Origin of the sequence: Phaeovulum vinaykumarii (assembly GCF_900156695.1) — a bacterium.
Taxonomy (GTDB): Bacteria; Pseudomonadota; Alphaproteobacteria; order Rhodobacterales; family Rhodobacteraceae; genus Bieblia_A; species Bieblia_A vinaykumarii.
The window spans coordinates 235318-258486 of the sequence record NZ_FTOM01000004.1 but is presented as its reverse complement, the minus strand read 5'-3'; the positions used below and the strand labels follow the sequence as shown (position 1 = coordinate 258486).

The window sequence follows — 23169 nt, the reverse complement described above, 5'->3', positions numbered from 1 at the left end:
GGCAGGCGCCGCGCTTTCAGTCCAAGCGTGCGGGGGCGGTGGCGGGCGGGCCGACACCGCCACGGCAAGGGGCCGCCTGAGCGCGCGCAGGGGCGGGGATTGGCGTGCCCGGCCCAGCTCCGTCCGGTAGGCGCCGCGCCTCGGCCCGCGCGTGCGGCGTTGCCGCCGGGAAGCCCCGCGTCTTGCGCCTGTCTGTCCTCGCCTCGGCCCGCGCGCCTGGAGCGGTGTCGCGGGGTCCGGGCGCGCGCTCAGCCCACGCGCTGGCCCTTGACCCAGACGCCACGCACCGCGCCGGCGCCGTTGATCCGGCTGACCCGGATCACGTCGGCGCGCAGCCCCACCGCAAGCCGGCCGCGATCGGCCAGGCCCACGGCGGCGGCGGGGGCGGCGGTCACGCAGCGGATGCCGCGCGCCGTGTCCTGCCACAGATCGCCCAGAAGAAGCGCCCCCGACAGCAGCGCCGAGGGCACGTAATCCGACGACAGGATATCGAGAAGCCCGCGTTCGGCCAGCTCCTGCGCGGCCACGTTCCCCGAATGCGAGCCCCCCCGGATCAGGTTCGGCGCCCCCATCATCACCGCGATGGACTGCGCGTGACAGGCGGCGGCGGCTTCGGCCGTGGTGGGGAATTCGGCGAAATGGACACCGTGGCGGGCCGATTGCGCCACCTGTTCGGCGGTGGTGTCGTCATGGCTGGCCAGGACCGCCCCCAGCCGCGCCGCCGCGGCCACGGTCGCGGCCTCGTGCTGCGCGCCCAGCCGGTCGCGCAGGGCGACCTGATCGGCGACATGGGTCTCGAATTCGGCCTCCGACAGGCCATGCTTGCCGCAGACATAGTCGCGCAGCTTCGAGATGTCGCGGAATTGCCGCGCGCCGGGGGTGTGGTCCATGATCGACACGATCCCCACCCGGTCCGCGGGGCCGAATTTCGCCAGCTCGTCGATCAGCGTCTCGGAACAGGTCTCGGCGCGCAGATGCAGGTAATGGCTGATGCGCAGCGCCGCGCGGGCGCGCATGTCCAGGATCTCGTCGGCCATCCTGCGGGCATATTCGCCGTAATTGGCGCGCGCGTTCGACACGACCGAGCCCACCCGCAGCGCGTCGAAGACGGTGGTGATCCCGACCGAGCACAGCTCGGCGTCATGGGCGATGATCGCCGCGGCATGGGGCCAGTCGACGCGCGGACGCGGCTCGAGATGGCGTTCAAGGTTGTCGGTGTGCAACTCGATCAGCCCCGGCATCACCAGATCGCCCCCGCAATCGAGCGCGCCGGCCGGCACCCGCGCCCCGGTGCCGGTGTCGATCTCGGCGATCAGCCCGTCGCGCAGCACAAGGCTGCCGGTGGCGACCTCATCGGGCAGGACCAGGCGGGCATGGGCAAGGATTGTCTCGGTCATCTCTCTCTCCGGGCGGGTCTTTCGGGCGGGGCGGTCGGGCAGAACACGGGGTGGGGGAAACACGGGGCGGGGAAACACGGGGTGGGGCCTGCGCGCGGCCCCCAGGGGCGATTGCGTGCGCGGTCCTGACAGGCCAGTGTCACATCAGTGTGACACGCGCATGCCAAGGGGGCGTCATGATGCATTTTCGTCGATACGCGATCTATGCCGCGCCGCGTCCCGGCGCGCTGGCCGAGGTGGCCGCGGACTGGCTGGGCTGGGATCCGGCCACCGGGGCCGAACGGTGTCCCCCCGATCTGCCGGGCCTGCCGCGTCCGCTGCGCGATCTGACGCGCACGCCGCGCCGCTACGGGTTTCACGCCACGCTCAAGGCGCCCTTCCGGTTGGCGCCCGATCTCTGCGCCGACGACCTGGCCGAAGCCACGAGCGCGCTGGCCTGCCATCTGGCGCCGGTCGAAGGCCTTGAGTTGTCGCTCGATCTGATGGGCGGGCGCTTCCTGGCGCTGCGGCCCCGGGGCGCGGGCGCGGCCGATCTGATCGCGCTGGGCGCCGAGGTGGTGGCCGGTCTCGACATGTTCCGCGCGCCCGCGACCGGCGACGAGATCGCCCGGCGCAACCCGGCCGCGCTCAGCCCGCGCCAGCGCGATTATCTCGACCGCTTCGGCTATCCGTGGGTGATGGAGGAATTCCGCCCCCATCTGACGCTGACGGGCGATCTGGACCCGGCCGAGGTCGAGGCGGTGCGCCATGTGGCCGCGGCGCATTTCGCGCCCCATCTCGCCCAGCCCTTCGCGGTGGCGGATCTGTGTCTTTGTGCCGAGGATGACGCGGGCCGGTTCCATCTTCTCGACCGTTATCCGTTGCGCGGCTGAGACCCGCCCGACGTGGCGGGGGGCGCGGTCGGGGCGGGGGCCGGGGCAGGGGCGGGCCCGAAAAGCGCCGCTTCCAGCCGGGCGATGCCCTCGGCGGGGCTGGCGTCGTTGATCACCTCGTGCAGGCGCAGGTCCGGGGGCAGCCCCTGCGGCAGCGGCAGCGCCGCCTGCGCCAGCCGCCGGGCGATCACGTCCGGGGTCTCGCGTCCGCGCGCTTCCAGCCGGGCCGCCAGCACCGCCTGCGGCACGCGGATCGACACGATCTCAAGCGTGGGAAAGCGCGCCGCCGCCGCCGCCAGAGCCCGGCGCGCGCCGTTGAAAAGAACCATGCGCCCCGTGTCCAGCGGCGCGAATTCGCGCGCGCGCAGCCCGTAGCACAGCCCATGTGCTTGCCAGTCCAGCACGAAGGCGCCCTCGGCGCGGGCGCGGGCAAAGGCCTCGGGGGTGACGCTCTCGAAGCTTTCGGAGCCGGGTGCGGGCGGGCGCGAGATGGTGCGGCGCGCGCGGTGGATTTCGGGGTGGGCGGCGCAGAGCCCCGCCATCAGCAGATCCTTGCCCGCCCCCGAAGGGCCGACCACCACGACCACGCGGCCGGGGGGGGCAGGGCGCTGCGTGCTCATGCCGCCCGCGCCGGGGTGAAGCCGGTCACGTCGATCTCGCGGTCGCAGATCGCGGCGCGGGCCTCCTCGTCGTGGAAGATGCCCACGATCGCGGCGCCGCGGGCACGGGCCTCGGCGATCAGCTCCAGCACCACGGCGCGGTTGCGCGCATCGAGCGAGGCGGTCGGTTCATCGAGCAGCAGCACCGGGAAGGGATGCACGAAGCCGCGTGCGATGTTGACGCGCTGCTGCTCGCCCCCCGAGAAGGTGGTGGGCGACAGCCCCCACAGCCGGCGCGGGATGTTGAGCCGGGCCAGCATGGCCTCGGCGCGGCTCTGGGCCTCGTCGGGGGCGATGCCCAGCGCCAGCAGCGGCTCGGCCACCACCTGCACCGTGGGCACGCGGGGCACCACGCGCAGGAACTGGCTGACATAGCCCAGCGTCTCGCGGCGCAGGCGGATGATCTCGCGCGGGGGGGCGGCGGTGATGTCGACGCCCGCCACCCGGATCATGCCCGCATCGGCCAGATAATTGCCCCAGATCATCCGCATCAGCGTGGATTTGCCCGACCCCGATTGCCCGGTCAGCGCCACGCATTCGCCCGGCAGCACCCGCAGATGCGCATCGCGCAGCACCGCAATCACCGCGCCGCCCTGGTTGTGCAGGGTGAAGCTCTTGGAAAGGTTCTCGATCTCGATCATGGCTCAGACCTGCAACACGGAGGACACGAGAAGCTGCGTATAGGCGGCCTGGGGATCGTCCAGCACCTGATCCGTCAGCCCCTGTTCGATGACATGGCCGTCCTTCATCACCATCAGCCGGTCGGCCAGAAGCCGCGCCACCGCCAGATCGTGGGTGACGATCACCACCGACAGGCCCATGTCGCGCACGAGCCCGCGCAGAAGATCCAGCAGCCGCGCCTGCACGCTGACGTCAAGACCCCCGGTCGGTTCGTCCATGAACACCAGCCGCGGCCCGGTGACGAGGTTGCGCGCGATCTGGAGGCGCTGTTGCATCCCCCCCGAGAATTGCCGCGGCCGGTCGTCGATGCGCGTGGCCGCGATCTCGACGCGGCCCAGCCAGTCGGTCGCGGCGGCGCGGATCTGGCCATAGTTGCGCGCGCCCACCGCCATCAGCCGTTCGCCGACATTGCCGCCCGCCGACACCCCCATGCGCAGCCCGTCGCGCGGGTTCTGGTGCACAAAGGCCCATTCGGTGCGCGCCAGCATCCGGCGTTCGGGTTCGGACATGGCGCGGGTGTCGCGCCCGCGATAGAGGATGCGCCCGCTGTCGGCCGCAAGGTGCCCGGCCAGACAGCCCAGCAGCGTGGACTTGCCCGACCCGCTTTCCCCGACGATGCCCAGCACCTCGCCGGGCCACAGATCAAAGCTGACCTCGGCGCAGCCCAGCCGCGCGCCATAGCTTTTTCCCAAGGACTCGACACGCAGCAGCGGGCTCATGCGACCTCCTCGCGGTTGAGGCGCCCGCGGTGGCCCTCGGCCTGGCGCGTGGTGCAGTAATCGGTGTCCGAGCAGACGAACATCCGGCTGCCCGCGTCATCGGTGATGACCTCGTCAAGATAGGAGCCCGCCGCCCCGCACAGATCGCAGGCGGCATCGGCCTTGCTGGGGGTGAAGGGGTGGTCCTCGAAATCGAGGCTGACCACCTGCGTCCAGGGCGGCACGGCATAGATGCGCTGTTCGCGCCCCGCCCCGAAAAGCTGGATCGCGGCATTGCCGGACAGCTTGGGGTTGTCGAACTTGGGGATCGGGCTCGGGTCCATGACATGGCGTCCCGCAACCCGCACCGGATAGGCATAGGAGGTGGCGATCTCGCCGTGGCGGGCGATGTCCTCATAAAGCTTCACATGCATCAGCCCGTAATCTTCCAGCGCATGCATCCGCCGCGTCTCGCTTTCGCGCGGTTCGAGAAAGCGCAAGGGTTCCGGGATCGGCACCTGATAGACCAGGATCTGGCCTTCGCGCAGGGGCTCTTCGGGGATGCGGTGGCGGGTCTGGATCAGGGTCGCCTCGCGGGTGCGGGTGGTGGTCGCAACGCCCGCGGTGCGCTCGAAGAAGCGCCGGATCGAGACCGCGTTGGTGGTGTCGTCGGCGCCCTGGTCGATGACCTTGAGCCGGTCCTCGGGCACCAGACAGGCGGCTGTCACCTGCACGCCGCCCGTGCCCCAGCCATAGGGCATCGGCATCTCGCGCGAGGCGAAGGGAACCTGGTAGCCGGGAATGGCAATCCCCTTGAGGAGCGCGCGGCGGATCATCCGCTTGGTGTCCTCGTCGAGATAGGCGAAGTTGTAGTCCTCAGACATGGCGGGCCTTTCGGGGCGGGCCTTTCGGGTCGCGCGGGCGGTCATTCGGCGGCCTCCCCCTTTGCAGGTGACGACGGGGCAGGCGAGGAGGAGGGGGCAGGCGCGGAGTGGGCGGCTGGCGCAGCCGATTGCGGCGCCGCGGCGACGGCCTCGCGGCGCAGGCGCCGGATCAGCTCCAGCTCGGACTGGAAATCGACGTAATGGGGCAGCTTGATATGCTCCAGAAACCCCGTCGCCTGGATGTTGTCGCAATGTGACAGCACGAATTCGGCGTCCTGCGCCGGGGCGCCGGTGTTGTCCTCGCCCAGTTCCTCCCAGCGCAGCGCGCGGTCGACCAGGCTCATGGCGATGGCCTTGCGCTCGGACTGGCCGGGCACCAGCCCATAACCGCGGGTGAATTGCGCCGGCTCCGTCTTCGAGCCGGTGAACTGGTTGACCGTCTCGCATTCGGTCAGCTCGATCTCGCCGATGCCGACGGCAAAGCCCAGCTCGGGGATCTCCATCTCGACGATGCAGCGCCCGATGCGCAGTTCTCCCACGAAGGCATGCGTGCGGCCGTAGCCGCGCTGGGTCGAATAGGCCAGCCCCAGGATGAACCCCTCGTCGCCGCGCGCCAGCGCCTGAAGCCGCAGCGCGCGTTCGGCCGGCATCTCGAGCGGGCTGCGCGTCAGGTCGGGCGGCGTCTCGGCGCCGTCGGTCTGCGGCTCCATCAGCCCGTCGCGGTCCAGAAGCGCCAGAACGTGCGGTGCGGGGGCGGCGGTGTTGGCGGTTTCGGGGTCGCGCGTGGGCGCGGGCGGGGGCGCGCCCTCGGCCATCAGCGCGAAATCCAGCAGGCGGTGCGAATAATCGAAGGTCGGCCCCAGCACCTGCCCGCCCGGCACATCCTTGAACGTGGCCGAGATGCGCCGGTCGATCGCCATGCGCGCGGTGTCCACCGGCACCGAGGCGCCAAAGCGCGGCAGCGTCGTGCGATAGGCGCGGATCAGGAAGATCGCCTCGATCAGGTCGCCGCGGGCCTGCTTGATCGCCAGCGCGGCCAGATCGGGATCGTGGAGCGAGCCCTCTGCCATCACCCGGTTGACCGCCAGGCTCATCTGTTCGCGGATCTGCGCCACGCTCAGCTCGGGCACCGCCGGATCGCCGCGGCGTTCCTCGGCCAGCCAGGCATGCGCCGCCTCGATCGCGCGTTCGCCGCCCTTCGTCGCCACATACATCAGAGCGCCTCCGTCCGGGTGCTGCGCGGCAGGCCCATCACGCGGGCGCCGGCGGTGAAGAAGAAATCCAGCCCCAGCGGATAGAGCGCGTGGTTTTCCGCCAGCGTGGCCAGATCGGGCAGGGGGGCGGTGGCGCGCGTCTCGATCCCCGGCCCGCTCAGCGTCGCGTTGGCGGGCCCGTCCAGAGCATCGCATTCCACGATCAGCGTGGCCGAGCGGTCGGGGTAATCGGGCGTGCCGCGGGGATAGGCCGACAGCGGGCCCAGATCTTCCCAACGGCCCACCGCCAGCATGGCGGCTTCGGGCCCGACGAGGGGCGCGCCGCAATGAAAGGCCAGCCAGCCGCGCACCGCATCGCAATCGGCCGCGCCGGCCAGGTGAAGGGGGGTTGCGCTGTCAGCCAGCGTCAGAAGCAGCGTGCCGGCCGCCACCGACAGCGGCGCAGGCGGCGTGGCGCCGCGCAGATCCTGCACGCTGCCAGGGCGCGCCAGGGCCTCGAGCGCGGCACGGAACGCATGGGCGGCATCCACGCTGGGCGCGGAAAAGCCCCCCGAAAGATCAGCCATCGCCTGCATCAATCCTCCCCCCGGACCATCGTGAAGAATTCGACCTTGGTCGCCGCGGCGCGGGCCGCGCGGGCCTCGAGACGGGCGGCCTCGTCGCGGCGCAGGGGCGCCAGCACGGCGCGGTCGAGATCGGGCGCCCGGGGGCCCTGCATCAGCGCATCCAGCACCGCGGCGCGGGTCGCGTGGTCGCGGTCGCGGCCCTGCACATAGGCATGGCCCACCATCCCGTCCTCAAGGCGCAGCGCACAGCGCGTCACGCTCATCTCGCCCAGGTTGAAGGGCGCGCCCGTGGCCCCCATCCGCCCGCGCACCATCACCGCGCCGATCTCGGGCGGGCGCAGCCAGTCGAAGGGCGGCAGGTCGGGGCAGAGCGCGGCCAGCCGGGCCGGGCAGGCCCGCGCCAGCAGCCCCATCCAGGCCTGACGGTCGGAGGGGGCCGCAGCCGGTGGTGGTGCGCCTTGGGGCGCGTCGAGAGAGGGCGACATGGACATCTTGCCGACTTGTCTAGTTTACTATACAACTAGACAAGTAACCTGTATTGCAGCTTCGGGCAAACGAAACTTCCATGACAGTCTCCCCCGGTGTCCGGGCCCCCGGCCGCGTTCCCGTCTGGCAGACCATCGCCCGCGTGCTGCGCGACGAGATCGGGCAGGGCCTCTATCCGCCCGGCGCGCGGCTGCCCTCGGAGGCGGCGCTTGCGGCGCGTTTCGGGGTCAACCGGCATACGGTGCGCCATGCGCTGTCGGCGCTGGCGGCCGAGGGGCTGACCTTCTCGCGGCGCGGCGCGGGGGTCTTTGTCGCCGTCGCCCCCCCGGCCGATTACGCGCTGGGCCGGCGGGTGCGGTTCCATGCCAATATCGCCGCTTCGGGGCGCACGCCTTCGCGCAAGGTGCTGCGCATCGAGACCCGGCCCGCCGCCCCCGACGAGGCCCGCGCGCTGGGCTGCGACCGGTGCGACCGGGTGCATGTCTTCGAGGGCGTCTCGATGGCCGATGATCTGCCGATCTGCCATTTCCGGTCCATTTTTCCGGCGGCGCGCTTTCCCGACCTGCCCGCCGCGCTTGAACGCCATGCCTCGGTCAGCCTGGCGCTGGCCGAGGCGGGCTTGCGCGATTTCACCCGCGCCTCGACCCGCGTCACCGCCAAGCTGGCGCAGGGGCCGCGGGCGGGGCTTTTACGGCTGGCCGAAGGCGCGCCGATCCTGCGCACCGAGGCGATCAACATCGACGCCGCGGGCCAGCCGGTCGAATACGGGATCAGCTGGTTTGCCGGCGAACGTGTGGCGCTGACGGTGGCGCCCGAGGATCTCTGAGCGGCCTGGGGAAGGGGGGCTTGCGCCGGGGCGCCGCTCAGGCTGGGACGGCCTCGTAGCGCTCGAGAAAGGCCTCGGCCGGCAGGCGGCGGAAATCCTCGAGCCGGGCGCGCAGCGTGGCGTGGTCCCAGTCCCACCAGGCCAGCGCCAGAAGCCGTTCGGCCACCGCTTCGGGAAAGCGCATCCGCAGGGGCCGCGCAGGACAGCCCGCCACGATCATGAAGGGGGCCACATCACGCGTGACCACGGCGCCCGCCGCCACCACCGCGCCCGCACCCACGGTCACCTCGGGCTTGATGATGGCGCCATGCCCGATCCAGCAATCGGGCCCCAGCGTCGTGCGCCGCGCCGCGCGGCGGTCGAAGAATGCGGCGTCTTCTTCGGCATCGTCGAAATAATGGGCCGAGCGATACAGGAAATGATGCTGTGCGGCATTCTGCCAGGGATGGTCGGTCGGCCCGATCCGGGTCATCGCGGCGATATTGGCGAACTTGCCGACATGGGTATTGGCGATATCGGCGAAGCGGTCGCAATAGGCGTAATCGTCGATATGGCTGTTGAGCAGCCGCGAGCCACGCCCGATCTCGGTCCAGCCGCCGAAGGTGGTGTTCACGATCTCGCAGTCGGGATGCACCAGCGGCGCGTAGGAGCACAGTTTCGCCATGTCGGAAACCTCAGATGGGGCGGGTCAGAAGGGGCGGGGGGTGCCGCGGGCGGTCAGGAATTGTCCGGTGCGGGCCATGTCGAGATGGGCGGCCGTGTCGAGAATGTCGCGCGCCACCGGCTCGGGGGGCAGATCGGCGTCCGGCCCGCCCATGTCGGTGCGCAGCCAGCCCGGATCGATCACCGCGACGGGGATGCGCTCGGGCTCGAGCGCGGTCGCCAGCCCCTGCATCACCTTGTTCAGCGCAGCTTTCGAGGCGCGATAGGCCAGCCGGTCGGCCTTGCGATAGCCCATCCAGGCCATGCCCGACGAGATCGCCAGCACCCGCCCCGCGCCCCCCGCCCGCAGGTTGGGCAAAAGCGCCTGCACCAGCGCCAGCGGCGCCAGCGTGTTGACGCGCAGCGTGTCGAGAAAGCCGTCGAAATCCATCTCGAGCGGGTCTTGCCGGGCGGGGCCGATCACGCCGGCATTGGCGATCAGGCAATCAAGCGGGCCCAGCCGGTCGGCCAGCGCCGAAAGGCCCGCGAAGTCGGTCATTTCGAGCGGGTGGGCGGTCACGCCCGCAGGCGCCGTGCCCTGGCGCAGCGTGCCCGAGACACGCCAGCCGCGCGCCAGCCCCGCCTGCGCCAGCGCTGCGCCAAGCCCTCGGTTGACCCCGGTGACCAGAAGATGCATCGCCTCAGCCCTTGATGAACCGCCGGCGCAGCCAGCCCGACAGGCTGTCCATCGCCATCACCATGCCGACGATCAGCACGATGTAATAGCAGACCTCCTCCCAATCCTTCTGGGTGTTGATGGCCTGCGTCAGCAGAAGGCCGATGCCGCCGCCCACCAGCGCCCCGATCACCGTGGCCGAGCGGGTGTTGGATTCGAGATAATAGAGAAGCTGGCTCAGGATCACCGGCGCCACCTGCGGCATCACCCCGAAGCGCGCGCGTTGCAGCGCATTGGCGCCGGTCGCGCCCACACCCTCGACCTGGCGGGTGTCGATGTTCTCGAGCGCCTCCGAGAAGGTCTTGCCGAAGGTGCCGGTGTCGGTCATCAGGATCGCCAGCGCCCCGGTCATCGGGCCGGGGCCGAAGGCGCGGCTCAGGATCACGGTCCAGATCAGCCCGTCGACACCGCGGAAGAAATCGAACATGCGCCGCAGCGCCAGCCGGATCAGCCGCGCGGGCGCAAAGTTCGACGCCGCCAGGAACGCCAGCGGCAGCGCAATCAGCCCCGCGCCCATCGTGCCCAGGAACGCCATCAGCACCGTTTCGCCCAGCGCCCAGACCACATCGCCATGCCGCCACATCCGGTTGTTCCAGAAGTCATCCGCCATGCCGGCCAGGTTCGGCCGTGCCGGATCGAGCCGCGGTTCCCACAGCGCCAGCGCCACCAGATCGGGCAGGCTGCGCCCGGCGAAGGGGCTTTCGAGGGTGAAGAAGAACAGCTCCCAGCCCGGCGCGTAGCGGAAGGTCTCGGTGCGGGCATTGGTCATCGAGAAGCGCCAGCCCGGCCCGGTGACATTGACCCGGCGCGCCGAGGCCGAGATCCAGTCGGGCAGGGCGGCACCGGGGGGCAGCTCCAGCGTGATGTCGCGGCCCACGCGCGCCACGCGGATCGTGCCGAAATCGGGCCGCTCGATCAGGGCCGAGATGTCGCGGCCATAGGTGATGCGGCTGCCGTCGGGCAGGTCGATGACGGTCTCGCCGCCCGCTGTCGTGCCATCTGCGGTCGGGCCATCTGACGTCGGGCCGGTGTGCACCCAGGCCGGCGTCTGGCCGTCGGGATAGGTGCCCTTGTTCTCGCCCTCGATGGCCACCTGCAAGGTGTCGGAGCGGTTGTCGCGGGTGACATGGGTCTTGTGCGACCAGAAATCGTTGAGCAGGGTCGCGGCATTCTCGGGGCGGGCCCGCGATGCGATCCCGGCCACGTCGAAGGCCACGAAGACATAGGCCAGATAGGCCAGAAGCAGCACCGGCAGCGCCAGCGCCAGACGCCGCCGGCGGGTCATGGCGCCATGCACGCGGGCACGCAGCGCGGGGTCTGCGGGGGCGGCGGCGGCGGGGGTCAGGGTCGTGCTCATGCGGGTTGTCCTCCGCGAACCAGGCGGGCGCGGGCGCGGTCGGACAGCGCATCCACGATCGAGATGGTCAGGAACAGCAGCACGAAGATGGCCACCACCTCGTCATACTTGCCCTGGCCCCATTGCAATGCGGTCTTGAGGTCATAGCCGATCCCGCCCGAGCCGACGAAACCCAGGATGGCCGAGGCGCGGATGTTGATCTCGAAGCGCAGCAGCGCATACGAGGACCAGTTCGGCGCCACCTGCGGCACGATCCCGAACCACATCCTTTGCAGCCACGAGGCCCCGGTCGAGGCCAGCCCCTCGGCGGGTTTGAGATCGGCGTTCTCGGCGGCCTCGGAAAAGAGCTTGCCCAGGGCGCCGGTCGAATGCAGCGTGATGGCGATCATCGCGGGAACGGGCCCCGTGCCCAGAAGATAGATCAGCACCAGCGCCACGACGATCTCGGGGATTGCGCGCATCACGTCCATGGCGCGGCGCACCACCGGCACCAGCCGCGGCCAGAGCGCCAGCCCGCGCGTGGAAAAGAGCGCCATCACCCCCGCCGCCAGCGTCCCGAAAAGGGTCGAGACCGCGGCGATGTTCAGCGTCTCGATCAGCGAGGGCAGGAATTCCAGCAAAAAGCCCGGCAGGTTGCGCCAGTCGCGCAGCGCTTCGGACAGGATCTCGGCGGGAAAGTCGAAGACATGGCCGATCCCGTCGATGAAACCGCCGGCGTTGCGCGCATCGGCCAGCCGGAACCCCGAGGCCATCAGCGCCACGAAGATCACCACGATCACCCCGCTGTAGAGGCGCTTGCGCCGCATCAGCGCGGCGTAATCCGCGGGCGCGTGGAGGGAGGCGGGGGCATCAACCATCGGCGGGCCTTCTCGGAAAAGTCGGGGCAGGGGCCGCGGGGCCCCTGCCGGTGTCATGGATAGGGGCGCTCAGTTCGATTTCTGGCGGCGCACTTCGATGATGCTCTCGTAATAGTCGTGCGTGATCGGCACGAAGCCCGCGGTGTCGCCCGCCGCCACGCCATAGGCGCATTCGGCGTCACGCGCCTTCAGACCTTCGACCAGCGCGGTCATGCGGGTCTTGATGTCCTCGGGCAGGTCGTTGCGCAGCACGACCGGGCCTTCCGGGATCGGCTTCGACTTCCAGATCTCGACCATGTCGTTCATGTCCACGAGACCCGCATCGACCGCCTTGCGCAGCGCGCCCGAATTGTAGCCGTCTTCCCAGGCGCCCTGGCCATCGGCCCAGGTCACGCCGGCGTCGATGTCGCCATTGGCCACGGCGACGATGGTCTGTTCATGCCCGCCGGTGAATTTCACCTCGCCGAAGAACTCCTCCATCGGCATGCCCAGAAGCTTGGGGATCTCGACCGAGGGGATCAGATAGCCCGAGGTCGAGTTGGGATCGCCGAAGCCGAAGACCTTGCCGCGGGCGTCCTCGAGGCTCTCGATGCCGCTGTCCTTGCGCGCCATGCCGATCGAATAATAGACATACGAGCCGTCGAGGTTGGCCTTGACCAGCACCGGGGTCACGGCGTCGGGGTCGGTCAGATAGACCTTGGCATAGCCCGAGGCGCCCAGCCAGGCCATGTCCAGCGTGCCGCCCAGAAGGCCCTGGATCACGCCGTCGTAATCGGCCGGGGCGAACAGCTTGACCGGAACGCCCAGCTCTTCCTCGGCATAGGTCTGGAGGCAGGAATACGAGGTCAGACGGTCCTGGGCGTTCTCGCCGCCCAGGATGCCGATGTTGAATTCGGTGATCCCTTCGGCGGTGGCAGCGCCGGCAAGGGCGGTCGTGGCGGCCAGGATGGCAAGCAGGGTCTTCATGGTCGTCTCCGGTTGGAAGGGCCCCCGCCCGGCGGATGGGGGCGGGGAAGGGGCTCAGTCGTCCAGCATCGCCGCGGCGTAATCGCGGTCGGTGGACAGCGCGCCGATGTCGGTCGAGGTCGCGCTTTCGGAAAAGGTGGCGTCGGCGCCGTAGATGTCGCGCGCAACGCCCAGCGTCAGCTGTTCCGGCGTGCCGTCGAAGACGACGCGCCCGTCGCGCATCCCGATCACCCGGTCGCAATAGCGCCGCGCGGTGTCGAGCGTGTGGAGATTGGCGATCACCATGCGCCCGTCCTCGGTCTGGATGCGCTTGAGCGTGTCCATGACGATCTGCGCATTCATCGGGTCGAGCGAGGCGATGGGCTCATCGGCCAGGATCAGCGCGGGGTCTTGCATCAGCGCGCGGGCGATGGCCACGCGTTGCTGCTGGCCGCCCGACAGATCCTCGGCGCGCTTGGTGGCCTCGTGGGCGATGCCCAGCCGCTCGAGGATCGACAGCGCCCGGTCGATGTCCGCGCCCGACCACAGGTTCAGAAGCGTGGGCAGCGTCGCGCGCCGGCCCAGCAGGCCATGCAGCACATTGGCCGTCACGTCGAGGCGCGGCACCAGGTTGAATTGCTGGAACACCATCGCGCAGCGGCTCTGCCAGTCGCGCTTTGCCCGGCCTGAAAGCGCCAGGATGTCGGTGCCATCGACCAGGATCTGTCCCGAACTTGCGTCGGTCAGCCGGTTGAGCATGCGCAAAAGCGTCGACTTGCCGGCCCCCGAACGCCCGATCACGCCGACGAAACCGCCCTCGCGCAGGCTGAAGGACACGTTGTCGACTGCGGCTTTGGTGCCGAAGACCTTGCTGACCTTGCGGACGTGAAGTTCCATGCGCTCTCCCCTCTGGCCGCGGCGAGATTTGGGCGCCCTGCGTAAGAGTTCGGTGTCGAGGAGATGAAACTTTTGTTGCGGTGGGCCTGGGCGGGGTGCCGCAATGACGCAGCACCCGTGCCGGTTGCCGTGTCTGGCGTCGTGCCTGGCGCTGGCGGCGGTTCAGGCGCTGCGCTGCATCTCCAGCACCGCCGCCAGCGCCAGCGCGATCCCCAGCGCGTCGCGCCAGGCCAGATCCTCGTTGAAGACGGACACCCCCAGAGGCGCCAGCACCGCCAGCGCGGTCGACGAATAGAGCACCGCCACCATGGCCAGCGAATGCGCCCGCATCAGATGGAACCAGGCCACCGCGGGCAGGCCATAGCACAGCCCCCCCAGCACGAAGGTTCCCGAGCGCATGCCCGCGGCCGTCTCCGAGGCCTGCTTGATCAGGAAATCACCCAGCACCGTCAGCGCGGTCGCCAGAACCAGCCATAAGATCGTATCCATGCGCCTCCTGTGAGAGGGTCGAGCCTGTGCCGGAACAGCCTGCGCAGCGGTCGGTTGCGCAGGGGAGGGGCGCGCGGTCGTGGCGCACGCGGGATGCAGCGTCGCGGGGGGGCAGCGACGCAGGGGGGCGCGACGCAGGGGCGCGCGACGCGGGGGCGCGCGACGCGGGCGGAAGGGGCAGAAGATGCGTCATGCCTGGCCTTTCTGTCCGGGTCATGCGCGCGCGCGGGGGGCCGCGCGCGTGGCGTGTGTGCGCGCCGCGGCGTGTTGGGGCCCGTGCCAAGGGGCGTTGGAATGCGGTTGTCTGCGCGGTTCTACGCGCGGCCGCGCATGCGTTTGTGCGCGTGGTTGTGCGCGAAGCCGACCGGGTTCCCTGCGCGCGTCACCCGCGTCCTGGAAACGTTCCGGCATGATCAGGTTGGGCTGTGCCGGGCGCGCTGACAATACCCCGGTTGGGGAATGCGGCCCGCGCGCAGTTTGCGCGTCAGGCACGGCGGGGCGGGGTGCGCAAAGAGACGGGCGCGTAGACGGGCGGGCCAGGGCGCGGGCCCCAAGCCCCACGGCGGCCCGCAGCGCAAGGCCGCACGCAGCGCAAGGCGGGCCAGATTGCAAGGTGGGGCCAGATTGCAAGGCGGGACCGGCCGCCTGGGCCGGCCCCGGTCGAAGGTCGGGCTCAGCGCCCGTAGGTGGCGGTGAAGCTGGCGCTGTCGAGCCCGGTCACATGCGCAAAGAAGCCCACGACCGCGCCCGAGGCGGTCTCGTCGATGGGCAGCGCCTCCTGCGGCATCGCATAGATCGTGAAGATATAGCGGTGCGGCGCGTCGCCTTCGGGCGGGCAGGGGCCGCCCCAGCCGTTTTGCGAATAATCGTTGCGCGCGGCAATGGCGCCGGCGGGCAGATCGGCGGTCTGGCCGATGCCGCCGGGCAGGCTGGTGGTCGTGGCCGGAATGTTGAACAGCGACCAGTGCCAGAAGCCCGAGCCCGTGGGCGCGTCCGGGTCATAGACCGTCAGGATATAGCTGTTGGTGCCCTCAGGCGCGCCCGACCATTCCAGCGCCGGCGACAGGTTGGGGCCGGTGCAGCCGAAGCCGCCGAAGACATGATCGGCGCCGATCGTCGTATCCGGCGCGATATCGGGCGAGGTCAGGGTCATCTCGGCGCTGGCCGGGGCGGCCGCAAGCGCTGTGGCGCAGATCAGCGCAAGGCCGAAGGGCGCGCGCGAAAGTTCAATCGTCATGGGAAACTCCTCTTTGGGGGAACGAAAGGTCGCCGGGTCGCACGGACCGCGGGACCGGGAAGAAGGGGCCGGAAGACCGGGAGCGGAAGACCGGAAGTGGAAGGCCGGGGGAGCCGGAAGAGTGGCCGGGAGCGCCCGCGCGCAAGGGGAATGATCTGGTCTTGCGGACATGCGCCCGAACCTTCCGGAATGTGGTTCCTTGTGAAGACCCGCGGCGCGGCCCCGCCATCGCCTGCGGACCGGGAGGTCACCGCGGGGGTCTGTTCCATTCCGCGGGTCTTCGGGAAAAGCCTAGGAAGAATCGCGCTTTTGCGGCCATTCCCCAGATGGGGAATGGACGGGCCCGTCCTCGGCGGTGGGGCGCGATCCCCCCGCACGCGGCGCAGGCCGGATCTGGCGCAACGGCCTTGCAGGACAGGCTTTTGCGCCCCCGCTTCCACAGCGGGCGGGTTTTCGCGCAAGGGCAGATGCGGCGCGCGGCGCCCGGTCCAGGGGTGGGGCCCGCGGGGGCGGGGCGCGCGCCGTCGCCCCGGTTGCGGCCGCGGCCCCTGGCCGCAGGGGCGGCCCCGCGCCAGGCGGTCGTCAGGCGACATCGCGGGCACTTTCGCGGCCCATCTCCGCGAGCACGGCAAAAAGGCGCGGCCAGTGGCTGAAGAAGATGAACTGCCCCGCCGCCTCGTGCATCTCGAAGCTGATCCAGGGATAATCCTCGCGGAATTCCGCGATCGTCTCGGGCGGCGCGATCGGGTCGGTGGCGCCGTTGACGAAATGCACCGGCAGCCGTCCGCGCGCACCGGCCACGGCCCCGCCCCAGTCGCCGCGGGCAAATTCGCGCATCTCCTGGGCATAGGCGCGGTGGGCCAGATGGCGCGGCGACAGCGTCACGCGGGTGCCATTCAGGATGGCCTGGCGCGTTTCGGGGCGCTGGAGCAGCGCCACATCGGCGGGCGAATCGCCATAGACCTGACGCACGAATTCCGCCCGCCCGATCCGCGCGGCGAAATGGAACCCCCCGCGCGCCACCAGCGGGATCAGCGCGGGCGTGTAATGCGCGGTGCCGACCACGAAACGGTGCCATTTGTCCATGCGCCGGTATTGCGCGTCGCGCGTCATCGGCAGCACCCCGGCAAAGGCCACGATCCCGCGCAGGATCTCGGGGTGGCGCGCGGCCAGCGAAAAGGCCAGGAAACTGTCGTTCTCGAGCGTGACGGCGGTGCAGGCCCGCACCCCCTCGCGCGTCAGGATCTTGCGGATATCGGCGAAGATGCCGGCCAGCGTGTCGGTGCCGGGCGCCAGCCCCGAGGTGTTGCCATAGCCCGGCCGGATCGGCACGATCACCCGATAGCCGCGCCGCGCGGCCTCGCGCTCGGCGCTCTCGGGCCACAGGCAAAAGCCGAAGGTGCCGTGGAAATAGAGAAGCGGCTGGCCGTCGGGATCGCCGAAGACGCGGTAGCTGATCGTGCGCCCGTCTGCGTGCAGGTGACGTTCGTCCCGGAAATAGGGCGGGCCGGGGTGGGGCGCGCGCGGGGCGGCGGGGGCCGTGCTCTGGCCTTCCCGATACATCGAGGCGCTGATCAGGGTCAGTTCCAGCTGCGATTGCGCCCCGGTCTTGGCGAAGATGCGCTCCATCTGCTTCTTGACCGTCTCGGGCGAAACCGATCGGCGCGCGGCGATCTGCTTGCGGCTGAGACATTGCAGCGACAGCGACAGAACCTCCTCCTCGGCCTCGGTCAGATCGAAGGCGCGGGCGATCTGGCCAGCGACGCGGGCATTTGCGGCGCGGTCGAACAGGATCACGAAGCTGCATGGCGCGCCTTCGTCGAAGGGCACCGGGATGCGGCGCACCACCGATCCGGGCATCCGCCCGCCCAGAAGCCAGCGCGCCGCCGGCGACAGATCGGACGGCAACGCCAAATCTTCGGGTGTGGTCTCGACCGGCGCGTCGGCATCTTCCGTCTCGGGCGGGGCACCCGCGGCCAAGGCCGCCTCGGCCTCGGCGTTCAGGCGCAGCACCACCCCGTCGGCCGACATGAGCAGCGCCGGCAAATGGCCGTAAAGTGCGAAGAGACGCTCGATATCGGGATAGGGCGCGCCGCTCTCGAGGATCTGACCGGCCTGTTCGGCATGGCGCCGCGCGGCCTCGGGGTCGAGCGCCGGCAACCGCGGGCCGCCCGTGCGCGCGATGGCCCGTTCCCAGGCGTCGACCAGGCGCTCGTAATGGGCGGGGTTGAGCGCGGCGCCGTAGATCTCGCAGACAACGGCGCTGGCTGCCTTGGCGCCTGAAGCCCCCGAGAGCGCCGCCTCGGCGCCTGAAGCCCATCCCGGCGCCGCGTCCGGTGCCGGTCCTGCATCCCTTGCCATGCCCGATCCTGTTGCCGTTGCCGCCTGCCCCGGACGGGCCGGGAAACCGTGGATACGCGGCCCGAGACCGTCGAGCCGTCCGTGAAAAACTGTATCTCACCCACAAGATGCGGCAAGCGCATCGGTTGCATGGCTCCCATCAGAATCGCGTGGGCGCCTTGTGCATGTGCACAAGGCCGCGGTTCTGGGCACTTTGGTCGCAGCCCCTGCGGCATCCCCGAGAGGGCCGCGCCGCCGCCGCCGGCCGGCTCGTTCAAATTGAAGAAATCTTCATCATGCTCTTAATCCTCATCATGCTCTTAATCCAATGACAGGAATTCTGGCTGAGGTTGATCGTGCTCAGGCTGTGAACGAGTTGCCCATCATGCCAGGTCTTCTGAAGAACGATTTCTCCGCGCATCTGACGCGCATGGTTCTCTGCGTCTTGCTTTGCGCGGGTCTTGTCGCGGGTGGAACCGTGTTTCAGCAGCGCGTCGAACGGGATCTGTCCGATCAGCAGGCGCGGATCGAACAGCTGGGCGTGGCCCTTTCTGCGGTCGAGCGTGACCTGGCCGCCGCGCGCGAGGTCGAGCATCATTTCGCCCTGACGCGCGATGTCGCTGCGGTGGGCGAGCATGACGCGCTGTTGCGCGATCTGGGCACGCGCCTGGCTGCGCTGACGACAACGGCGGGCACGCTCGATCTGCGGGAGATCCGCGAAAAGGCCGCGGCCCTGCAAGCCGACGTGACCGGCTATGGCGATGCCTTCGCGCATCTGGCCGCGGTGCGCGGGCAGCTGGGCCTGGACGAGAAATCGGGGCTGGAAGGGGCTCTGCGCGAGGCGGTGCATGGCGCCGAAGACATCGTGAACACGATCGGGGCGCCCGAGCTTCTGGTGAAGATCCTGATGATGCGGCGCCACGAAAAGGACTTCATCATGCGCCGTGACCCCAAATACATCGACCGGCTGGATGCGCGGGTCGCGGAATTCGGCGCCTTTCCCGCGGCGATGTTCGGGTCGGAAAGCCGGCGCGCCGAGGCGCTCGAGAAGATCGCGCTTTATCAGACGGCGTTTCATCGCTTTGCGGATCTGACGCTGGGGCTGGACGATTTGCAGGCCAAGACCGCGGCGGCCTATGACACGCTGCTGCCGCAGCTTGAGACCCTGCACGCGGATATCGACACCGGCATCGCGGGGTTGCGCGCCGCGGCCGAGCAGCAAAAGGCGCAGGTGCATTGGCTCAATCTTGCCATTGCCGTGGCGGGCCTTGCGATCTTTGCGCTGGTGGCCTGGCGGCTCTTTCGCGCGACCGCCGCGCCCCTGCGCGCCGTCACCCGCGCGGTCGGGCAATTGGCGGCGGGCGATACCGAGATCAAGGTGCCTGCCTCGCGCGTCACCGAGGTCCGTGCGATCGGGGCCGCGCTCGAGACCTTCCGCCAGACGATGATCGAGCGCGCGCGCCTCGAGGCCGAAGCCCGCGCCGCGACCGAGCGCGAGGCCGCCGCCCGCGCCGCGGCTGACGCGCGCGAGCGAGCCGACGCCGCCGAGGCCGCGGCCCGGGCCGAGGCCGAGTGTCAGGAGCTTGAGGCGCGCATGGCCCGCGAGGCGCGCATCGTCGCCGAGATCGCCGAGGTCGTGGGCACCTGCGCGGCGGGCGACTTCACCCGTCGGCTGGATCTGTCGGACAAGACCGGTGTCTTTGCCGAATTGTGCGCGGGCATGAACCGGGTCGGTGAAGCCGCCAATGCGGGGCTGGGGGCGGTGCGCGTGGCGCTGGGCCATCTGGCGCAGGGCGATCTGAGCTATCGGATGCCGGTGCATTTCCAGGGCGTCTTCGCCGAGATCGCCGAGGCGATGAACAGCACCGCCGAAAGCCTTGTGAACACCGTGCAGGAGATTTCGGTCTCGGCGCAGACGGTGGACGGTTCGGCCCGCGAGATTGCCGGCGCCGCCGAGGATCTGGCCCGCCGCTCCGAGCAGAACGCCGCGATGCTCGAGCAATCCGCCGCCGCGCTTGACGAGATGACCAGCTCGGTCCGCTCGGCTGCCGCCGCGGCCGAACAAGCCCAGGCCGAGGTCGAGGGCATCTCCGAGCGCGCCACCGAAGGCGAAGCCGTCGTGCAGCGCGCCGTCGCCGCGATGGACGCAATCCAGGCCTCGTCGCAGGGGATTGGCAAGATCCTTGAGGTGATCGAGGAAATTGCGTTCCAGACCAACCTTCTGGCGCTGAATGCGGGGGTCGAGGCCGCCCGTGCCGGCGAGGCCGGGCGCGGCTTTGCGGTCGTGGCGAACGAGGTGCGCGCGCTGTCGCAGCGCTCGTCCGAGGCGTCGGGCGAGATCGCCGCGCTGATCGCCACCGCCGACAACAATGTCCGCCGCGGGGTCGAGCTGGTGCACGAATCGGGCCGTGCGCTGGGCGGGATCGCCGGGGGGGTGACGGATGTGACGGGCAAGATCCGTGATATCGTGAAATCCGTGAGCGAGACCTCGACCGGGATCGCCGAGATCTCGCGCGCCACCAACGAGCTCGACCGGACCACCCAGCAGAATGCCGCCGTCTTCGAGCAGACCAACGCCGCCGTGCGCGCGCTTCAGGGCGAAGCCGAATCGCTGGCGGGGGCGGTGGCGGGCTTCCGGCTGTCGCAGGAGGGCGCCGGGGCCCGGGGGGGCTCTCGGGCCGCCTGAGCGTCGGCCACTCCCGGCCCGGCATCTTGGGCCCTGCGCCGAACGTGGTTGCCGCGCGCGGGCGCAAACGCGGCGCCGTTCCGGGGCCGCCAGGGCGCGCGGGCCCGGCCCCGGCGGCGCCTTCGCGGGCCCGAGCCTGCGGGGCGCAAACGCGCACAGCTTGCGGCGCCCCCTTGCGCGTTGATTTCCGCAGCGATCCGGCTCCCGCGGCGCTGGCCGCCGCGTTGGCGTCTCGGGGTCCGCGCTTTGGATTTGCCGGTGTCGCAGAGGTCCGCGCCCCCCATGAGGTGCCGATGGCGCGCCGCTCCGGCGGCCATCCTCGCGCCGTGCGCGCAGTGGCAAACGGGCCTTCTTGCACGCGCTCAAGGTGAGGCGCTGCCCTCGGGCGCGGGAAAGCCCGCGCGCGTCGAGGAGGGGGCCCTTCGCGTCATTCCGCTGGAAACTTCGCCGTCGGCTGGACTAGAAGCGCAAGGACGCGGGGGCGCCTTGCGCGGCCGTGCCCGAGGTGCCGGGCGGCCCTTCTGGCGCCAGGCCTTGGGCGGCGCGCCGGGACAGGGCAGACCCCGGCAGGGGCGTGCCCGCGGTCGGCGATGAACGCAAGGCGCAGGGCACGTCGGGGCGAGACGGCGAACCCGACCCCAACTGGGCGGGGCATCGGGGCGCGCCGCGACAGGGGCGCCGGCGACGGAATGTGGGGGGCAGTGCATGCAGCACGACGGGGCGGACCGGCAGGGCGAGGTGGACGGGCTGCGGGCATTGGCCGTGCTGCTGGTGGCGCTGTTTCACGCCCAGCTCAACGACTTCCGCGGCGGGTTCGTCGGCGTGGACGTGTTCTTCGTGATCTCGGGCTATCTCATCATCCCGATGATCGTGCGCGCCCAGGCCGAGGGGCGTTTCACCTTCGGCGCCTTCATGGCGCGCCGCCTGCGCCGTCTGGTTCCGGCGCTGCTGCCGGTGCTGGTCTTCGCCGCCGGGGCGGCCGCGCTGCTGCTGGGTGCGGGGCGGTTCTCGGACTTTCTGGCCACATTGGCCGGTGCGGGCCTCTTCGTGTCGAACCAGGTCTTTCTGGCGCAGGCGGGCTATTTCGACACTGACGCGGCCGAAAAGCTTTTGCTGCACACCTGGTCGCTGGGGGTCGAATTCCAGTTCTACCTGCTGACACCCTTCCTGCTGGGCTTGGTGCGCGGCCGCCCCGCCCGTGTCGCGGCGCTGCTGGCGGTCCTGTGCGTGATGTCGCTGGGCCTGTCGCTGTGGATGGTCGAGGGCCGGGCCGAGGCCGCCTTCTTCACCACGCCGCCCCGGTTCTGGGAATTCGGCGTGGGCGGGCTGGTCGGGCTGTGGTGCGGGCCGCGCGCGGGGCCCTTGTGGGCGGCGATGGGTGCGCGCGGGCTGGGGCTGGGGCTGATCCTCTGGGCGGCGCTGTCCTATGATGCGGGCACGCGCTTTCCGGGGGTCTGGGCGCTGCCGCCGGTGCTGGGGGCGGCGCTGGTTCTGGCCGCCCCACGGGCGCCGCGCGACCCGTTCCTGAGGCTGCTGGGGGCGCGCGGGTCGCGCTGGCTGGGGCTGCGCTCCTATTCGATGTATCTGTGGCATTGGCCGTTGATCGTGACCGCGCAGCTGAGCGCCGAGCGCGCGACCGAAGGCCTGCTGGTCGGCATGGTGCTGCTGTCGATCCTGGCCGCCGCGCTCAGCTATCGCTGGGTCGAGACCCCGCCGCAGCGCCGCGCCGAATGGCTGCGCCCGACACGGATCGTCACGCTCTGGGCGCTGGCCCCGGCGCTTGCGCTGGGCCTTTGGGCGGGCGGGGGTGCCGCCTTGCGCGCCGATCTGCCGTTGGCCGGCTGGCGCGCGATGGCCGATCGGGTGGACGCCGCGCGTGCGGCCTACATGGCGCAGACGACGGGTGCCGATCGTGCCGTCGCGGGCTGGCAATGCAGCTACGACACCGCCGCCGCCGACGGCCCCGCCGCCGCCGCGCGCATGGTGCGCGCCTGCCTTGCGGCGCGGCCGCGCGCGCCCTTCGTTCTGGTGGTCGGCGACAGCCACGGGCGCGATGTGTTCCAGGCGCTCCGCCGCGCCTTCCCGCAGCGCGCCTTCGTGCTGGTGCACCAATCCTCATGCCCGGCGCTGGCCGATCATGCCTATCGCTCGTCGCGCTGTTTTCCCGAACTGGGCCGCACGCTGGAACTGGCCCGTGCGCAGGGCGCCGTCTCGGTGGTGCTGGCCTCGCATTGGCCCGAGACGCCGCCCGCGGCCCTGGCGGCAACCGCCGCGGTCCTGTCGCCCCTGGGCCTGCCCGTCGCGGTGATCGGCGCAAGCCCGATCGCGCGCGGGTCGCTGGCGCGCAAGCTTCTGGGCGACCCCGATCTGGTGACGCAAGCGGGCGCGCTTTTCCTGCCCGAGACGCAGGTCAGCCGCCGCGGCGCCCCCCGTGCCCGCGAGGCCGCGCTGGCCGGTTGGGCGGCGGAAAACGGCTGGCTCTTCGTGCCGAAATTCCCGCTGTTTTGTGCCGAGACGCTCTGCCGGGTCGGTTGGGCCGACCCGCAAGGCGGGCTGCCCCGGCTGATGTTCTGGGACAATCAACACCTGACGCTGGCCGGGATCGACTGGCTGGCGGGCGCGTTGGCCGCGCGCCCGGATCTTGCCGCCTTTGTCGCGGGAAAGGGCGCGCGGACACAGTGAGGCCGGCCCAGGCGCCTG

At 70.6% G+C, this 23169-nt stretch carries 22 protein-coding genes; 4 read left to right on the top strand and 18 right to left on the bottom strand.

The annotated features are described in order from the left end of the window. Positions 1-248 precede the first annotated feature (248 nt). Positions 249-1397, bottom strand: a complete 1149-nt coding sequence (locus BW949_RS10695) for an alpha-D-ribose 1-methylphosphonate 5-triphosphate diphosphatase (RefSeq protein ID WP_076365913.1) — start codon at positions 1395-1397, stop codon at positions 249-251. A gap of 176 nt (positions 1398-1573) precedes the next feature. Between BW949_RS10695 and BW949_RS10690 the strand changes: the two genes are divergently transcribed. After that, positions 1574-2269 (top strand): DUF1045 domain-containing protein, encoded by a 696-nt coding sequence (locus tag BW949_RS10690; protein ID WP_076365911.1) that lies wholly within the window; start codon positions 1574-1576, stop codon positions 2267-2269. On the opposite strand, the gene BW949_RS17050 is transcribed toward BW949_RS10690, so the two are convergent. From BW949_RS17050 to phnG, 7 genes are read right to left on the bottom strand one after another with little or no spacing between them, the layout of a single operon-like run. Further along, the gene (locus BW949_RS17050; RefSeq protein WP_159440064.1) at positions 2251-2889 is read right to left on the bottom strand and encodes a phosphonate metabolism protein/1,5-bisphosphokinase (PRPP-forming) PhnN; all 639 of its coding nucleotides are present in this window, start codon (positions 2887-2889) and stop codon (positions 2251-2253) included. The two genes, BW949_RS10690 and BW949_RS17050, sit on opposite strands and share 19 nt — an antisense overlap. Continuing rightward, positions 2886-3569: a phosphonate C-P lyase system protein PhnL gene (gene phnL / locus BW949_RS10680; RefSeq protein ID WP_076365907.1), complete on the bottom strand. Its 684-nt coding sequence runs from the start codon at positions 3567-3569 to the stop codon at positions 2886-2888. Before phnL ends, BW949_RS17050 begins: the two co-directional genes overlap by 4 nt. A 3-nt stretch (positions 3570-3572) precedes the next feature. After that, positions 3573-4328 carry a phosphonate C-P lyase system protein PhnK gene (phnK, locus tag BW949_RS10675; RefSeq protein WP_076365905.1) on the bottom strand — a complete coding sequence of 252 codons (756 nt, stop codon included), beginning with the start codon at positions 4326-4328 and terminating at the stop codon, positions 3573-3575. Next, positions 4325-5191, bottom strand: coding sequence for an alpha-D-ribose 1-methylphosphonate 5-phosphate C-P-lyase PhnJ (locus BW949_RS10670; protein ID WP_076365903.1), 867 nt, complete (start codon positions 5189-5191; stop codon positions 4325-4327). Before BW949_RS10670 ends, phnK begins: the two co-directional genes overlap by 4 nt. Positions 5192-5232: 41 nt before the next feature. Beyond that, positions 5233-6405, bottom strand: coding sequence for a carbon-phosphorus lyase complex subunit (locus BW949_RS10665; RefSeq protein WP_076365901.1), 1173 nt, complete (start codon positions 6403-6405; stop codon positions 5233-5235). Then, positions 6405-6971, bottom strand: coding sequence for a phosphonate C-P lyase system protein PhnH (gene phnH, locus BW949_RS10660; protein ID WP_328585819.1), 567 nt, complete (start codon positions 6969-6971; stop codon positions 6405-6407). Before phnH ends, BW949_RS10665 begins: the two co-directional genes overlap by 1 nt. Before the next feature lie 8 nt (positions 6972-6979). Then, positions 6980-7456, bottom strand: coding sequence for a phosphonate C-P lyase system protein PhnG (gene phnG, locus BW949_RS10655; protein ID WP_076365897.1), 477 nt, complete (start codon positions 7454-7456; stop codon positions 6980-6982). Positions 7457-7536: 80 nt separating this feature from the next. On the opposite strand from phnG, the gene phnF reads away from it, so the two are divergent. Continuing rightward, positions 7537-8283 (top strand): phosphonate metabolism transcriptional regulator PhnF, encoded by a 747-nt coding sequence (gene phnF / locus BW949_RS10650; RefSeq protein WP_076365895.1) that lies wholly within the window; start codon positions 7537-7539, stop codon positions 8281-8283. A 37-nt stretch (positions 8284-8320) separates the two neighbouring features. Here phnF and BW949_RS10645 read toward each other — a convergent pair whose 3' ends face one another. The 10 genes from BW949_RS10645 to BW949_RS17045 all read right to left on the bottom strand — a co-directional run bounded on the left by BW949_RS10645 (position 8321) and on the right by BW949_RS17045 (position 18381). Next, positions 8321-8947: an LbetaH domain-containing protein gene (locus BW949_RS10645; RefSeq protein WP_076365893.1), complete on the bottom strand. Its 627-nt coding sequence runs from the start codon at positions 8945-8947 to the stop codon at positions 8321-8323. A 24-nt stretch (positions 8948-8971) separates the two neighbouring features. Beyond that, positions 8972-9622, bottom strand: a complete 651-nt coding sequence (locus BW949_RS10640) for an SDR family NAD(P)-dependent oxidoreductase (protein WP_076365891.1) — start codon at positions 9620-9622, stop codon at positions 8972-8974. 4 nt (positions 9623-9626) lie between these two features. Continuing rightward, complete coding sequence (phnE, locus tag BW949_RS10635) at positions 9627-11018, bottom strand: phosphonate ABC transporter, permease protein PhnE (protein WP_083947719.1); 1392 nt, start codon at positions 11016-11018, stop codon at positions 9627-9629. Next, positions 11015-11875 carry a phosphonate ABC transporter, permease protein PhnE gene (phnE, locus tag BW949_RS10630; RefSeq protein WP_076365889.1) on the bottom strand — a complete coding sequence of 287 codons (861 nt, stop codon included), beginning with the start codon at positions 11873-11875 and terminating at the stop codon, positions 11015-11017. Before phnE (BW949_RS10630) ends, phnE (BW949_RS10635) begins: the two co-directional genes overlap by 4 nt. Before the next feature lie 69 nt (positions 11876-11944). Further along, positions 11945-12841, bottom strand: coding sequence for a phosphonate ABC transporter substrate-binding protein (gene phnD / locus BW949_RS10625; protein ID WP_076365887.1), 897 nt, complete (start codon positions 12839-12841; stop codon positions 11945-11947). 54 nt (positions 12842-12895) lie between these two features. Continuing rightward, complete coding sequence (gene phnC / locus BW949_RS10620) at positions 12896-13717, bottom strand: phosphonate ABC transporter ATP-binding protein (RefSeq protein WP_076365885.1); 822 nt, start codon at positions 13715-13717, stop codon at positions 12896-12898. 162 nt (positions 13718-13879) lie between these two features. Continuing rightward, a complete protein-coding gene (locus BW949_RS10615) occupies positions 13880-14206 on the bottom strand; it encodes a hypothetical protein (RefSeq protein ID WP_076365883.1) in 327 nt (108 codons plus the stop codon). A gap of 673 nt (positions 14207-14879) precedes the next feature. Further along, complete coding sequence (locus tag BW949_RS10610; RefSeq protein ID WP_076365881.1) at positions 14880-15443, bottom strand: YbhB/YbcL family Raf kinase inhibitor-like protein; 564 nt, start codon at positions 15441-15443, stop codon at positions 14880-14882. 582 nt (positions 15444-16025) lie between these two features. Beyond that, the gene (locus tag BW949_RS10605) at positions 16026-17804 is read right to left on the bottom strand and encodes an alpha/beta fold hydrolase (RefSeq protein WP_076365879.1); all 1779 of its coding nucleotides are present in this window, start codon (positions 17802-17804) and stop codon (positions 16026-16028) included. Positions 17805-18057: 253 nt separating this feature from the next. After that, positions 18058-18381: a hypothetical protein gene (locus BW949_RS17045; RefSeq protein WP_159440063.1), complete on the bottom strand. Its 324-nt coding sequence runs from the start codon at positions 18379-18381 to the stop codon at positions 18058-18060. Between BW949_RS17045 and BW949_RS10600 the strand changes: the two genes are divergently transcribed. Both BW949_RS10600 and BW949_RS10595 read left to right on the top strand, forming a co-directional pair. Then, entirely contained in the window at positions 18325-20469 is a 2145-nt protein-coding gene (locus BW949_RS10600) for a methyl-accepting chemotaxis protein (RefSeq protein WP_159440062.1), read from the top strand. The two genes, BW949_RS17045 and BW949_RS10600, sit on opposite strands and share 57 nt — an antisense overlap. A 705-nt stretch (positions 20470-21174) precedes the next feature. Then, positions 21175-23151 carry an acyltransferase family protein gene (locus BW949_RS10595; RefSeq protein WP_076365875.1) on the top strand — a complete coding sequence of 659 codons (1977 nt, stop codon included), beginning with the start codon at positions 21175-21177 and terminating at the stop codon, positions 23149-23151. The last annotated feature ends 18 nt before the right edge of the window (positions 23152-23169 follow it).